Source organism: Clostridium transplantifaecale (genome assembly GCF_900626075.1).
Lineage (GTDB): Bacteria > Bacillota > Clostridia > Lachnospirales > Lachnospiraceae > Otoolea > Otoolea transplantifaecalis.
The window spans coordinates 136,201-151,800 of sequence record NZ_UYZY01000001.1 but is presented as its reverse complement, the minus strand read 5'-3'; the positions used below and the strand labels follow the sequence as shown (position 1 = coordinate 151,800).

Annotated in this window: 10 protein-coding genes and 2 pseudogenes; all 12 read right to left on the bottom strand. The window is 43.5% G+C overall.

Going from position 1 to position 15,600, the window contains the following annotated elements:
• Window positions 1-27: 27 nt before the first annotated feature.
• Window positions 28-1,329 (bottom strand): phenylacetate--CoA ligase family protein, encoded by a 1,302-nt coding sequence (locus EJL91_RS00665; protein WP_125140045.1) that lies wholly within the window; start codon window positions 1,327-1,329, stop codon window positions 28-30.
• A 67-nt stretch (window positions 1,330-1,396) separates the two neighbouring features.
• Entirely contained in the window at window positions 1,397-2,443 is a 1,047-nt protein-coding gene (locus EJL91_RS00660; RefSeq protein ID WP_125140044.1) for a glycosyltransferase family 4 protein, read from the bottom strand.
• A 16-nt stretch (window positions 2,444-2,459) separates the two neighbouring features.
• Window positions 2,460-3,671 (bottom strand): glycosyltransferase family 4 protein, encoded by a 1,212-nt coding sequence (locus EJL91_RS00655; protein ID WP_125140043.1) that lies wholly within the window; start codon window positions 3,669-3,671, stop codon window positions 2,460-2,462.
• A gap of 154 nt (window positions 3,672-3,825) precedes the next feature.
• Window positions 3,826-5,682: a heparinase II/III family protein gene (locus EJL91_RS00650; protein WP_125140042.1), complete on the bottom strand. Its 1,857-nt coding sequence runs from the start codon at window positions 5,680-5,682 to the stop codon at window positions 3,826-3,828.
• A gap of 24 nt (window positions 5,683-5,706) precedes the next feature.
• On the bottom strand, window positions 5,707-7,080 hold the full coding sequence (locus tag EJL91_RS00645; RefSeq protein ID WP_125140041.1) for a nucleotide sugar dehydrogenase: 1,374 nt from the start codon (window positions 7,078-7,080) through the stop codon (window positions 5,707-5,709).
• A 63-nt stretch (window positions 7,081-7,143) separates the two neighbouring features.
• Window positions 7,144-8,115 (bottom strand): type I phosphomannose isomerase catalytic subunit, encoded by a 972-nt coding sequence (locus EJL91_RS00640; protein ID WP_125140040.1) that lies wholly within the window; start codon window positions 8,113-8,115, stop codon window positions 7,144-7,146.
• Between the two features lie 49 nt (window positions 8,116-8,164).
• A complete protein-coding gene (locus tag EJL91_RS00635) occupies window positions 8,165-9,478 on the bottom strand; it encodes a sugar phosphate nucleotidyltransferase (RefSeq protein WP_125140039.1) in 1,314 nt (437 codons plus the stop codon).
• Between the two features lie 18 nt (window positions 9,479-9,496).
• Window positions 9,497-11,200 carry a phospho-sugar mutase gene (locus EJL91_RS00630; protein ID WP_125140038.1) on the bottom strand — a complete coding sequence of 568 codons (1,704 nt, stop codon included), beginning with the start codon at window positions 11,198-11,200 and terminating at the stop codon, window positions 9,497-9,499.
• Window positions 11,201-11,218: 18 nt separating this feature from the next.
• Window positions 11,219-12,514, bottom strand: coding sequence for a nucleotide sugar dehydrogenase (locus EJL91_RS00625; protein ID WP_125140037.1), 1,296 nt, complete (start codon window positions 12,512-12,514; stop codon window positions 11,219-11,221).
• A gap of 548 nt (window positions 12,515-13,062) precedes the next feature.
• Window positions 13,063-13,548, bottom strand: a pseudogene (locus EJL91_RS00620) (3-hydroxyacyl-CoA dehydrogenase NAD-binding domain-containing protein); the annotation flags it as partial.
• A gap of 137 nt (window positions 13,549-13,685) precedes the next feature.
• Window positions 13,686-14,603 (bottom strand): annotated as a pseudogene (locus tag EJL91_RS00615) (GDP-mannose 4,6-dehydratase).
• Between the two features lie 430 nt (window positions 14,604-15,033).
• On the bottom strand, window positions 15,034-15,588 hold the full coding sequence (locus EJL91_RS00610) for a hypothetical protein (protein WP_206429438.1): 555 nt from the start codon (window positions 15,586-15,588) through the stop codon (window positions 15,034-15,036).
• Window positions 15,589-15,600 lie beyond the last annotated feature (12 nt).

Here is a 15,600-nt window from a genome sequence, read left to right as displayed (position 1 = left end):
CTTCTTCACGCAATCGTACTTCGTATGCTACTCTCGCACAATCAGCTTATACTTCCCTCTTGAGGTATATTGAACATCCTTCACCGGTTTCACCTCAACATCTATGCCTTCACCGAATTTATTCTGATATACCATGCGGATTTCTTCCACTTCCTGCTCAGTAAACTTATCTACGGGAACGGTCAGTACCGTTACCTTGCCCTGTTCTTTTTGGATGAACTGATACTTAGCCATGCGCTCAAGTACAGGGCTGTGAACTTCAAGCATCGCAGAAGAAATATTTTCGCCATTTTTCCCGATCAGACCGCCTTCACGATGTCCTTCAATCTTATATCTGTCAAAATATCTTTCTGCATAATCATCGACCTGGTAGCGAATCAACGGCATCTTATGATTTATAAATCCTGTGCAGATGATAAATCCTTCGGACTGCTCGCTTAGCTCAACATAGCCATATGCCTTATTGAAAGAGTACCCCCCCCCATTAAATTCGGCAAATACTGCTCTTTCTGTATGACCATAGAATGCATATGTCTTGCATCCCAAAGACTGCTCAATGTATTCTCTCTGGAAATCATATACATTTTCGGAGATAAAGAACGCTCCCTTAAACTTGTCCTTTATCTCTAATCCGACCCGGTTTGCAAATTTGCAGAAACTATAAATAGCTCCCGGAAAGCCGTGCAGAAAGTCTGCTCCAAAGCTCATAATCTTATCGTAATAGAGCTGTATCGTTCCCGCATTGATTCGGCAGGGATTAAACTGAATTTCGTTATAGAGAGGATTTGCCTTAAAGAGCTTCCCATTGAAATCCGTTCCACGAAAAGTTGCAAGTTTTGATGTTCTGTAATCATAACCCGCTTTACTCCAGTAATGATATATGAAAGCCCGTTCCCGGTAGATGGATTCCCGCTCCAAAGAAACCTTCAAGGGTACTCCTGTACTTCCTCCTGTCGTGGCATGGTAAAAATCATTTATATCATCAGCCTGCATTGCGTCATAATTTGCAATCACATCAGCTTTTGTAATTACCGGAATATGCTTCATCTCCTCAAAAGAAGAAAATTTATGCGGATTAAATCCTGCTTTATCAAATGCACTACAGTAGAAAGCGGTATGCTCATAAGCGTGAACCAGCGTTTCTTTCAATGCAGCCAGCTGCTTATTCCCCTGTTCCTCATAACTATAGGTGTCCGCTTTAACCAGTGCCGAATACTGGTGACGGAACGTACTGTTATAAATCAGCTTTCCTCTAATCAACGGACCTAATGCTGTTTTCAATCCATCCGGCATTTTTGTATTCAGTTTCTTTAATAATGCAATGCCCATATTTTTTCCTCATTCATACTATTTAGCCGTCACAGTTCTCTTTCTGAGAAGTACCGAATCCAGCCCTTTATTTTTTACAATACCTGATTGCTTCTATAAAGCCATCGTACATTCTATCTATGTTTACCTCATTATCGTAAACGTCCAGACATACTTTCGACATCTGTTCCAATAACTGGTCATCGCGCAGAAGCGTCAATACTTTGTCCTTATACTCTTCCTCATTATCTACAAGATAGCCTGTCTTCCCATCTTTCATATAATAGATTTCAGGTGCATGTCGTCCTTTAAGCAAAACTATGGGAATCCCCCAGAACAACGCCTGATTCACGGCTAGACCGATATGACCGGGTGTGCTAAATACATCACCCATCTTATAAATTGCGTCTACTTCATCTCCGTATTTCTCGCCAAGATAATATACGTTGTCAAATGCATCTACCCTCTTTTGTAGCTCATCAGACATTCCTGGTCCAACAATTACAACAGCAATATCCTTTTCGCCACCAAAAGCCTCAATTACCAAGTCAGGTCTCTTATATGGCATCAATCGTGAAATGTAAAGAATGACACGTTTTTCCTTAATTCCATACTTACTTTTCGTTTCCCCTTCGCTCGGCAGAGCGCCTTTATCTATACCTGACAGGTTAATTGTGTTATAAGCTACAAACAACTTTTTCTGATTCTTGTCTGTGAAATACTGCCGCATTTCCGGCGTATATGTAATCAGTGCATCACAACGATCGTGAATGAAATGAAAAATCGCATTCTTTGTCTTATCATCGGGCGTTTCAAGATTAATGCCATGATTCCAATAAATAATCGGAATATGATGCAACTTGCAATAATAAATAATCGGTAACATTATCTTATCTTTCAAATGAAGGAAAACTATTACCACATCAGGTTTCATAGCCTTGATTTGCTTGCAATAACCCTGCACAGAAAACGGTTCTGTATGCTGTATGAATTTGTTCTCCCAATCAACCTTTTGATAAGAATCGCTTAGCACATGAAATTCAAAACCATCTTTTTGAAAAGCATCGAAGAAATAATTGTAAACTTTCTGTCTATAATGAAAAACATGGTTCGAAATCAACAATACTTTTTTCATCAAGTTCCCTCTCAACTCAATTAAATTTCCCCTTAAAGAATTTTTCGTATCCTTCCAGTAGAGCCTTGCTGGTATGTTCCCAGCTCAGTTCATGTACAACGCGATTCCTGCCGTATTCACCCATCTTTTTTCTCATTTCTGGGTTTTCCAACAGATAGACAATCTTATCAGCCATATCTTTCGCGTTATTCTGCTCTGCATATAGGGATGCTTCCTGCGCCGAATAATGCCCCTCTGTCAGTTCGAACTGAACGATGGGTTTCGCCAGTGCCATGTACTCAAGGATTTTGTTCATTGTGGATTTGTCATTCATACTATTGTAAGTGTCTGAGTTGACGCATACATCCGCTGTATTCAAGTAGTCCAGCAATTTCTGATCCGAAACACGCCCTGTGAATTCCACACATTCATCCAGACCCATCTTTGAACACATTTCTTTCAGTGCGGTCACATGCGGACCGCCACCAACGATACCCCAGAAGATGTCATCACGCTTCAGCGTTTCCCTGCAATATTTAGCAGCTTGCAGGATATATTCGATACCCTCCTGCTGGCCGATAACACCAAGATATCCGACCATATACTTTTTCCCGCGTTTGATGTTCTCCACCGGTGGTTGTATTTTCATGCGTTCCAGCTTTGGACCACTGCGCAGGACAATCACCTTCTTTGGGTCCATCTTTCCACGCTCAATGGCAATTTTCTTATAGGACTCATTGGTCACAAAAGCAAAAGTGCAGTGTTTATATGTTTGACGTTCCATAAAGACTTGACTTTGATACATCAACTTTTTTGTGATGCTATTTATACCAAATTTCGCTTCAAACAGCTCTGGACAGATATCGTGATGATCAAAAACATACTTCACGCCATATTTCTTGAACCGTCGCGCAACGAGGTAAATATCGTCTGGTGGATTACATCCATGGATTACATCAAAACCAATCATCTTGTAAATTTTCTTTGCCAGACGAACCTCCGCACTCAAAGCAGCAGAGTACTCTCTTAAGTATCCAATTACACCGTTGCCCTCTTCCGCAAGATTATGTCTGAAAATATGTACACCGTCTATCGTTTCTTCTTCTGCCATGTAGCCCTTTCCCTTCGGGCAGATAACTGACACGATATAACCATTTGCCACTAAAGTTGTAGCCTCCTGCCACACACGGGTGTCAAAAGGTACCGGCAGATTTTCTACTATAATAAGGATTTTATGTTGCTTACCCATTTCAGATTTCTCCTGTTGTTTTCCAATTATTGATATTCAGCTTATATTTTCCTCCTATGGTGTATTCAATATTGTTAGCATTTTTGAATTCAACCTTTTCAGTAACGCGATTCCCATGTTTAACTCCTTGGCTGTAGATTTTTAGCCAAATGTATCACAGCCATTTTATTCTATAGTTTGTTTTCGTAGATTCTTTTCCTGATAAAACCAATCTCTTTACTCCACGTCTTTCACCGTATGTATCAGATATATAGGCATCTGATAGATTGGCACTTCCGCATGTCCATGTCATAATAACAACATTACCATTGCAAGATAAATGTATCGAATTTTCTTTTAGTTCAACAAGCTCCGCATTGATCAGGAATGAGGATTTCCATCCTTTTCTCGTTTCGACATTATCTGTGATATCAAATGTATTACCACAAAGTCTAAACGATCTCTTATGCTTATCCGGACTGTATCCATCATGTTCAGCTTCAATAACATCCACTTCACCAAGCTCGGACTTGATTAGCTTGCACTCTGCTTTCTTTCCCCAAAGGAATGCACCCAGCATTTCTGACTGGTCCTTGTTACCAATACAGACTGTATTATGATTTTCCGTTTTTCGGTATGCGTTTCTGGCCTCGATATCGCAGTGATAGATATATGTTCCAGGGTCAATAAAGATTGGCTCTCCATCTACATACATCTGAAAGCTTAAGGCGTCAGAATGTCCGTGAGCTGCAATACTTCCAAATCCAAGAGCAGCATGGTCAATACCGATCAATACTCTGTTGTCTTTACTGCGAAGGATCGAGTTTCCTCCTTCTTTATAGGTGACACTTCCCCTTGGCTTATATTCACCCTTTCGATTGGCCGTTGTTCTTTCCTCATCCGTGAACAGCCACTTCAAATTCTCAGAACATTCCTCCAAATCAACGTAGCGAGTGTCCAACAGACAGCTTAGAAGCCCTAAAACATATTGATAATGGTTTTCCTCGCCGCCATGAAGATCAAGAATCTTCCCTTCATCATTATCCCCGAACTCAATCATTTCACCGTAGTCGCCCATGCAATCACGCACATAGTGACACATTTTGTTGAGCATTGATTCCCATGTAGCCGGCACAGATCGCCCACTTTTTTTTAGCAGACGAAGCATTAATCCCATTGCCTCCATATAAAAACTTTGATAATGGAGCGATAGTTCTTTGTTTACACCATCACAATAGTTCTGCAAAGGAAGCTCCCTTGTCAAAAGCGATACAGCAAGTTCAACCCACGGTTCATAGTCGAAGAAAATACCGCTTTGACCTATTGCATATGCTTCTACGATAAGATGATTGTTAGCAGATGAGTATCTAGAATAATGCAGTGCGATATAGTCAGTCATGTTGATAATGCCGACACGCAGATGCTTTAACAATTCTTTCGGAACATCTTTGCTTCTTGTCAGGAACGAATATGCATAGCACCAGTTGCTGACCCGAATTGCAACTTCCATTACGCTTGTCCATGAGATGCCATGTAAAAATGCATTCCTCTGATTCCAATCGTCAAACAGACTTTCTAGTTCATTCAGATGTGTCTTATCCCCAGATGCATAGTAGTTCTTTGCAAGCAATGCAAACTGAAAATGGCGATTCAGTTCCCAGTTCGTTCGAGCGTCACCGATGTCATCTCTCTGCTTATACTCCAACGAATAGGAAAAGGTATCTGGCCAATCAGCATCTGTCTGAAATCCAGCGCTCCATTTATTTTTATACTGTTGGTATTCATACCCACCAATCAGGTGGATATCACGTTCTACGACGAATGACAAATTATCAAAATTCAAATAAAGGAGATCGTTTAACGGCTTCAGTTCAGACAGCTTACTGTTAAACACTCTCTCTGTAACTGCTATCGACTTTGACTTATATAACTTTTCTTCTTGCTTCTGAATTCCTTTCTGTGATAGACGCCACAGGATTTCAGGCACACTCATAGCTTTAAGTCTTCTTATAAGCCAGCCCATATCCGCCATCTCAAGACCTCCTCTATCATTATATTAAAACTCCGTCTTAACCATTGTCCTTTCAATCGCTACATCCTGCTGCGGGTTTACATTAATATTGCCCCAACTAATGCCCTCATAGTTACCTTCATAATCGAGTTCCCTAAACTGGCGAACCAAATCCACGATCATTTTATGCGGATATCTCTCGGGAATGTCAGCAAACTCTTTTTCCTTATTAGTGATAACCAAAACCTCGCACGCATTTGCCACTTCATCCATATCGTCTGTGATAATTTCATGCAGATGAGGAATCTTAGCAGCAATGAAGTCAGCATTAGTTCCAGTCAGCTGAGATACGCGCACATTCTTATCATAAATATGTATTTCATATCCTTTGCCGAGCAATGTCTCAGCAACATCCACGATTGGACTGCAGCGCAAATCATCTGTTCCTGATTTAAAGCTGAGTCCCAAAATACCAATCTTCCTTTTTCCCTTGCTTTCGATTATTTCAACTGCATTCTTCTTTTGCTGCTCGTTGGATGGGTTAATTGCATTGATTACAGGAACATCCACATACAAATCATGGGCCAACGTACGAAGTGCCTTAGAATCCTTCGGCAGACAGGAGCCACCATAAGCGAAACCGGGCTTGAAGTAATACGGCGAAATATTCAGCTGCTTGTCCTTGCAGAAAATTTCCATAACCTTGTGGCTGTCAATACCGAGAGCCTTGCAGATATTGCCGACCTCATTGGCAAAAACAATCTTGAGACTATGATAAGTATTGTTCACATACTTCATGATTTCGGCAACTTCAATATCCGTGGAAATAAATTCGCCAGGAATATCCTTATACAGTTCACGGAATTTAGCCTCTGCAATCTCGCTGTCTGTACCGATCAGTGTGAGCGGCGGATTCATATAATCCTTTACAGCAGTACCTTCTCGCAGAAATTCAGGATTAGAAACCACTGTGAAGTCCTTGCCGCGCTCCTTGCCAGAAGCTTCTGCGATAATCTCACCAACCTTTTTATTCGTACCGGGAAGAACTGTACTGCGAATTGCAATAATATGGAATTCGCTCTTGTCACGCATCGCCTCACCGATCTGACGTGCCACTCCATAAATATAATTCAGGTTCAGATGCCCTTCCTTACTGCTGGGCGTACCGACAACGATAAAGGAAATCTCAGAGTTGTGAACTGCGTAATGATAGTCCATTGTTGCCTCAAGAAGCCCCTTGTCATGTGCCTCTTTCACAAGCTCATCAATTTCGGCTTCAATAATAGTGGGACGTCCCTGATTGATCAACTTTACTTTATTTTCGGACACATCATTTCCAATCACACGGTGTCCCAGCTTTGCACAGCATGCCGCGCCAACACAACCAACATATCCAAGCCCAAAAATACTAATGTTCATTTTCATTCTCCTCTTTAAGTTTGTTTATTTGCACCAGCAGACTCCATATTCTGTATTCTGCTTTCAGCAACGTATTTTTAGCATCTCACACTTCCCTAAAACATGGCATCTGCCAAGCCCAGCCGGGAGGAAAATGCAATCTCCCTTCTTGAATCTTAGTGGTTTGTGTTTGCCTTCTGATGTGATACCGCCACCACCATTAATGCAAAGCAATACTTGAAACGACGTGAACATTACTGTAAAACTGAATCCCAAATTTACCCGCACTCGTTCTGTCTCGAAATATTTACTCCGACACAGTATTTCTCTGGCACAGCCATAGTAATAGTCTACTTTCCGCGGTCTCTGCCTGACATCTGCGCCTGCTTTCATATTGAGTACTTGCACAGCTTTGTCAAAATGAAGTGGTCGCTTTTGTCCATTTTTATCCACGCGGTCGTAATCATATACCCGGTAGGTCACATTGGAGCTCTCTTGTATTTCTGCTATAAGTATTCCCTTACCAATTGCATGTATTGTGCCTGCGGGTATGTAAAAAATATCGCCGCTACAAACTGACACTTTCTGCAGATGCTTACCCAAAGTTCCTGTTTCCACTGCTGTCCTTAAAATCTCCGGTGTGACATCATGAGCAAATCCACACACAAGAGTCGCTCCGGGTTTCGCATCCAGCACGTACCACATTTCTGTTTTTCCGTTCTGGTGCTCATGCTCTCTTGCGTATTCATCAGAAGGATGTACCTGCACAGAGAGGTCTTTTTCCGCATCAATGAACTTTACCAAGATCGGCAATTCGCCTCGAAGTTCTCCAGAAGCCTTGGTCCCAAGATACTCTGGAAGTTCATGCAGAACAGCGGCTAATGTTTTTCCTTTCTCTCCGCCATTTGCGATTTTACTTGGTCCATCAGGATGGACGGAACACTCCCATGTCTCTGCAAGGGGCTTTTGTGGACAGTCTTTATAGTATTCATTTTTCAATCGAGAACCGCCCCAGAGGTAGTCCTTTCCAACAGGCCTTAACAGCATTGGTTCCATATATCACTACATTCCTTGTTCATTCTCTATCTGGGTATTCCCCGCTCTTTCAGTCCAGTTCGAATACCTGTTTGTCTTTCTGGCTGATCTCATCACCAACCTGAACCTCAACAATACTCATATCTGTATCTGCAATGAGGGTATGTTTGCACCCGGCTGCAACACTCACAACATCACCGGGCCGCACTATTTGTTCCATACCATCCACAATCGTCGTTCCTTTGCCCGAGAGAATTGTCCAAACCTCATCTCGCAACTCATGGCTGTGATACCTCATTCTGCTTCCGGCAGATAATGCAACTTTAATTGTCATTGAACCGGGTTGAGCATCAATGACTGTATACGTTCCCCAAGACTTCTCTGCATATCTGACTTCCTCAGTGATTGCTTCAACATACGGCTTCATCGCCCCGCTGCGCTCTTTATCGGAGACAAGAATACCGTCACAACTTGCTGCAACCACAAGATCTTTGCATCCCATAACGAGAACCGGTATATCCAACTCGTTGAACACATGTGTATTAACACAGCTTTCATCTAATACAGCTTTTCCTTTAGTGTTTTCACTCATTACCTCTGCCATCATATTCCACGAGCCGACATCTTTCCATTCGCCGGAGTAACGCATTACCTGAATGGATGGTTCCTTTTCCACAACAGCATAGTCAAATGATATTTTTGTCAAGGTATCGTATTTGGAGAACAAATCCCGATAGTCGGTAAAGTCGATCATCTCGTGGGCTTTCTGCACAAGATAGCCCAGCTTGAAAGCGAACACACCGGCATTCCAGAGAGCGCCCTGGCTTATGTAGGTTTTCGCCGTTTCCTTGTCCGGCTTTTCCTTGAACTCCTTTACAGCACTTACCTCATTAGGATTTTCAGGAATAATATATCCATATTTTTTGCTTGGAACCGTCGGCTCGATGCCCATCAGGGTCAAGTTTGCCGTTCCCTGATTTACCAGCTTTTCCAGCCTCTCCACGCCTTCGTAGTAACTCAAATCTACATAGGGGTCTACCGGGCATACCGCAACACATTCGTCCTCTCCGACTCCCAACTCATCATGAAGGTAAGCAGCCGCCAGCGCGATAGCGGGGAAAGTGTCCCTTCGGCAAGGCTCCACGCATACGGATACCTTGTCCCCAAGCTGGTTATGGATAGCAGATACCTGCGTCTTGCTGGTAGCAATGGTCACCTTGGCATCGGGATCAACTGTGGTGATCTGCCGGTAAACACGCTGCACCATAGACTCGTATTCGCCCTGCTCATCCTTGAACAGCTTGATGAACTGCTTGCTTCTGATATCGTTGGAAAGCGGCCACAGGCGTTTGCCACTGCCGCCGGAAAGTAAAATGATGTTCATAAGTAATTCCCCCTGTCATTAGAGACCTAATTTATTCTTAATCGTGTCCTGAATCTGCATCAGCCTCTTTTCTGCCTCATCACGGTCACTGCCTTTTACGCTGTAATAAATTTTGATCTTCGGTTCTGTTCCCGACGGACGAACTGCAATCCAGGAGCCATCCTTCAGAATATATTTCAAAACATTTGAGGTGGGCAGCTTGCCAAAGCCGGGCTCTGCATCTACCGCTACACTGTAATCAATCACCTGTTCTGCATCTACAAACGGAGCGTCTCCGCCTCTCAGCCCGGTCATCATGGCTGCAATCTTCTCAAGTCCGTCCTTTCCTTTTAATGTGAAACTGTCCAAGGCATCCTTGTAATAACTAAACTCGTCATAAAGCTCGTTCATACGGTCAAAGAGCGTCTTGCCTGCTGCCTTGTATTCGGCAGCCATCTCACAGATCAGCAGACTGGAAACCACCGCATCCTTATCTCTCGCGTGAGTACCGGCGAGGTAGCCATAAGACTCTTCATAACCAAGGACGAAGGTGTAATCCTGTTCTGGATTTCCAGCTTTCTTCGCCTGTTCAAACTGGGTGATTTTCTCTCCGATAAACTTGAAGCCGGTCAAGGTTGAGAACACAGTCAATCCATATTTCTTTGCGATCTCAGCACCCAGCTCAGAAGTGACCACGGTTTTTACCACAGCGGGATTATGAATGGCAGTCAGGTTTGTATGGGTGAGTACATAATCCATCAGCAGCGCACCGATCTGGTTGCCGGTCATCAGCTGATATCCTTCCGCTGTTTTCACGGCAACGCCAACACGGTCACTGTCTGGATCGGTTCCCAAAACGATGTCGGCTTCACATTTCTCAGCCTGTTCAATGCCCAGCAGCAGCGCACGCCTATCCTCCGGATTGGGTGACACCACTGTGGGGAAGCTGCCATCCGGGGAGACCTGTGCATCGACATGTTCTACCTTTTTAAAGCCATCCAGCAGAAGTGCTTTCGTTACGGGCACATTTCCCGTTCCATGAAGGGGCGTATAGATCACATGAAGGTTTTCCTTGGAATCTTTATCTCTGTTCCTGCTCTGCTTTAACACAGCACAGATAAAGTTGTCGGTCACATCACCCATGTGGATCAAAGTGCGATTACCAGAAAAATCAATGGTCTTATAATCTGTTACTGCATCAACATAGGATATTACTTGTTTCGCCTGCCAAGGAACCAACTGGCAGCCAAACTCGTCATACACTTTGTACCCGTTGTACTCTTTGGGGTTATGGCTCGCCGTTACGACCACACCGGCGACGGCACTCCAGAACGGTACGGAGTAGCTCAACTGTGGAGTCGGTCTGGCGTGAGAGTGAAGGTATACCTTGATTCCCATGCTGCTGAGAACATTTGCAGCCACTTCCGAAAAATACTTGCTGTTGTTTCGGGTATCGTAGCCAATTACCACCCCCCGCTCCCGACACACCTCTGCACCATATGTCACAATGAGATAGTCTCCCAAGCCTTTCGTTGCTTTGCCGACTGTGTATTTGTTCATTCGGTTTGTGCCAGCACCCATGATGCCCCGCAAGCCGCCCGTGCCGAACTCCAAGTCACGGTAGAAGCGGTCCTCAATTTCCTTGGCATCCGCCACAGGGTCTAATTTTGATAACTCGTCTCTCGTTGTTTCGTTGAAAAACTCGTCTGCTTTCCAGTATTCGTAAGTTTGTAAGTAGTCCATTTTGTACTCCTTCTTGTATCAATCCCGTCTAAAAATATCCCTCGTATAAACCCGCTCTTTTACACCATCCAAACAGCTATCGTACCGATTAGCGATGATGGCATCGCACATTTTCTTGAACTTCTCCAGATCGTTGACCACGACTGAGCCAAAGAACGTCTCTCCGTCCTTCAGCGTCGGTTCATACATAACAACCTTGGCACCTTTGGCTTTTATACGCTTCATAACGCCTTGGATGGAACTCTGGCGGAAGTTATCGGAGTTGCTCTTCATGGTCAAACGGTAAACGCCAATAACCACTTCCTTTTCCTTCCCCGCATTCCACTCGTTATCTTCCTCGTACCCGTAGTAGCCCGCCATTTGCAGTACACGGTCTGCGATGAAGTCCTTGCGAGTCCTGTTGCTCTCCACAATGGCTTCGATGAGGTTCTCCGGGACATCTTGGTAGTTTGCCAGAAGCTGTTTCGTATCTTTTGGCAAACAGTAACCGCCATAGCCAAAACTTGGGTTGTTGTAGTGAGTGCCAATTCGAGGGTCAAGGCAAACACCGTTGATGATTGCCTGAGTATCAAGCCCCTTCATCTCTGCGTATGTATCAAGTTCGTTGAAGTAACTTACCCGAAGTGCCAGATAGGTGTTGGCGAACAGCTTGACCGCCTCGGCCTCTGTGCTGCCCATGAAAAGCGTATCGATATTTTCTTTAGTAGCGCCCTCTTGCAGCAACCCTGCGAAAATATGTGCTGCTTCTTCCAAGCGCTCATCGCCGACCTCGTAGCCCATGACGATTCTTGAGGGTTCCAGACAATCCCAAAGAGCTTTACTCTCTCTTAAAAATTCAGGGCTAAAAATAATATTCCGGCTGCCTGTTTTTTCTCGAATGCTTCTTGTATATCCAACCGGAATTGTGGACTTGATGACCATGATGGCATCCGGGTTGCGCTCCATGACCAGCTTGATCACAGCCTCAACCGCCGATGTGTCGAAAAAATTCTTCTTGCTGTCATAGTTGGTCGGTGCTGCAATAACGACGAAGTCCGCATTGCTGTATGCGGCTCTTCCGTCCAGCGTTGCGGTCAAATCCAGTTTTCTTGTACCGGCTACGTCCTCCGCGAGATACTTCTCGATGTACTCATCCTGAATGGGAGACTTCCTATTATTAATCATCTCGACCTTTTCCGGGATGATGTCCACGGCCATCACATGATGGTGCTGAGACAGCAGCACGGCGATGGAAAGTCCCACATAGCCTGTCCCCGCCACTGCGATATTGTATTTTTCTCCATTTGACTTGTTTAACACGCTTAACTTTTCCATAGCTTTTTCAAGCCTCCAGTATTTTTTCTTGGGACTTGCCTCTTTATGACTTGTCCCTCGCCTATATATCAAAACCCACTGTGTGAATCAGTTGGTGTGTTAAACACAACCGCGTGAACCACAGCGGAGGAATACTCAGTTTTATAAACACCACTGTGGGCATCCACAGCACTGTCATATTTCAAAACGCTTCATGTTGTGGGCATCCACAGCGCCATCAACGCTTTATGTATCTACATCTATCCTTCAAACCGGGCGAAAATGCCCTTCTCAACACTCGATTTTCCCTTATTTTTCCACATTGTTCCCACTTTGTTCCCCATTTGCCCTTTTGGTCGAGAACGATTCGGGTGCGTTTTTAGGAGGAATACTCGTTTTTGTAGGGTACAGTGAACAACCACGGCGAAACCGCAACCTGTGATTTTCAACGCTCTATGTACCTACTTTCACCCTTCGTATCGGGCGAAAGTGTAATTTTCAACCCCATTTTCATCCTTCATTTCGTGTGCATTTGAGACGCTATAAAACAATGTGCTTTACGCAACTTTTTTTGAAGGGTAGACATTGTCATATAGTGCCTTGGATTCTCTTAAAAACTCCGGACTGAACATGATATTCTTACTACCAGTCTTTATCCTTATGCTCTCCGTAAAACCTACCGGAATGGTTGACTTGATAACCATTACAGCGTTTGGATTGTACTTCATCACAAGCTCGATCACAGTTTCCACAGCACTCGTATCGAAGTGCTGCGTGTGGCTATCGTAGTTCGTAGGAACAGCTATGATTATGAAATCAGCAGTACTATAGGCTTTCTCTGCGTCAGCCGTGGCAGTCAGATTAAGTTTTCTCTCGCCACTCTTATCAGCCTGCAAAAACTTCTCTATGTACTCGTCCTGAACTGGAGACTTTTTGTTGTTAATCAGTTCCACTTTTTCGGGAACGATGTCAACTGCTGTTACCTGATGATACTGGGAAAGCAATGTGGCAATGGATAAACCAACATAACCGGTACCGGCAACCGCAATTTTCAAATTCTTAAATTCCCTCATAATGTTCTCCTCATATCCAATCATTGAATTTCTTATCAGCGCTATGGATATTTAACACTCACGATTGGGATTTTCCCTGCTTGCGAGTAATTTTATCTGCCTTTATTTCTACAAGGCAATTACGTCATATAAAAGTCTTTGTACCACTCAGCAAACCGGCTCAGCCCTTCACGAAGACTGGTACTCGGCTTGAAACCACAGTCCCTCTCGACATCACTTATATCTGCGTACGTCACAGGTACATCACCCGGCTGCATCGGAACCAATTCCTTGTGAACTTCAAAGTCGTAATTTTCCGGCAATGTTCCTGCTCTAATCAGCTCCTCTTGAAGGATTGTCAAAAAATCCAACCGATTCTTTGGCTGGTTGTTGCCAATGTTATACGCACCATACGGAGGCAGCGGAAGTCCGTCTTCACCAGTCACACGGTCAGGTGCTTTCTGCCTTACCCTTACTACCCCTCTACGATGTCATCTACATATGTGAAATCATGTTTACAGTTTCCGTAGTTAAAAATCTGTACTATAAACATAAACCATCAGTTTGTTTGATTTTTTCGTAGCAGCATAAAGGGAAACTTGATAGTCTACCTTGTCCTCTGTAGAATATAGAACCTTCTTATTTGTTCCATAAACGCTGGAGGAGCTTGCATAAACCAGATGTTCCACACTCTTTGCGCCGTTATCGTAGGAATGACGGCAGACTTCCAAAATATTGTAAAAACTGATTAGATTGGACTCCTCATATGTATCCGGATTGGAAATGGAATAACAAACACCTGCCTGTGCTGCCAAATTAACAACCACATCTGGCTAATAGGCAGCAAAAATCTTATCTACAAGAGTTTTATCCACGATAGAAGCCCTTCACAAATACAAAATTCGGACGGAAAAAAATTCTTCCAATCTAGCTTCTTTCAATCGAATAGCATAATAATCATTCATATTGTCAATACCTATAATTTTCACAGACGGAATATCAGCAAAGAGTCTCCTGGCAAGGTTAGAGCCAACAAAACCGGCAACACCTGGAAGAATTTACCATTTTGTTCTGTAAGCTATACGCACCCTTTTTATGTTCCTTCATCTTTCCTATTGTTATCTATATAAATTTTCCATTAGAACTCCCCATCCTCATAAAATCGTTGATTTTACTAGATTTTTCAACAATATATAACTTTATCATCATGCTCCACATCTATCCCAAATACAAAAATCTATGATTTTATCATTCCAAGTGGCTTTCTATTTCACCGTTTCTACCTCATTAATATCAAAATACTGTATTAGAAAATCCTTGAAGTAACAATAACAAAGAAATCAGTATTACTTTTCTCCAAGTCCAAATGAAAACACAAATTACTATTTTAATAAACATCATATCCCCCATCCCTCCAGAACTTCCCGCCCCAGAGGAACAAGGGACACTCTCTCCAAGTTTTCCTATCTACTCCGAAGACATAAATCCTTACTTCTTATAAACAATCGTAAATGGAGTTGTTCCGCTTAAATTAACGGAAATTTCTTTTGTGGCATAGTTGATGCTGCTTGGTGCCATCAGTTCCCATGCCTTTGTTGCCTGATTGTAGTAAAGTACCTGAACGTCGTTCAGTCCTTCAACCAGGTTCGGCACGTACAGATTAACACTTGTACTGTTTCCAGCCAGTGCTGTCTGTACTGGTGCTAAAGCTGCGTAACCGACCATATCGGTAGTTCCGATTGTACGGTACAGAGCCTCAGTTCCTGCATTGATCGTATTGATTTTCTCAATCAGATCCCAGGATAAACCAGCATCGCGAAGTGCGTTTGTATCTGTGGCAAATGACACAGAACCATTTCCAGCGGCGCCTCCATTGTTAACAACCGGCGCTGCGCTCTGATCCAGTTTTCCTGTTTTCAGAGATTCGCTGCGAGTGCTGCTTCCGCCTGACGGCCTTGAACTTACGCTGCCTGCTGCAAATGCAGTCATAGGCTGAACCATCAGAGCTGCTGCAATCAGCAGGCCTACATATCGCTTTTTCATGTCTTCCACTGC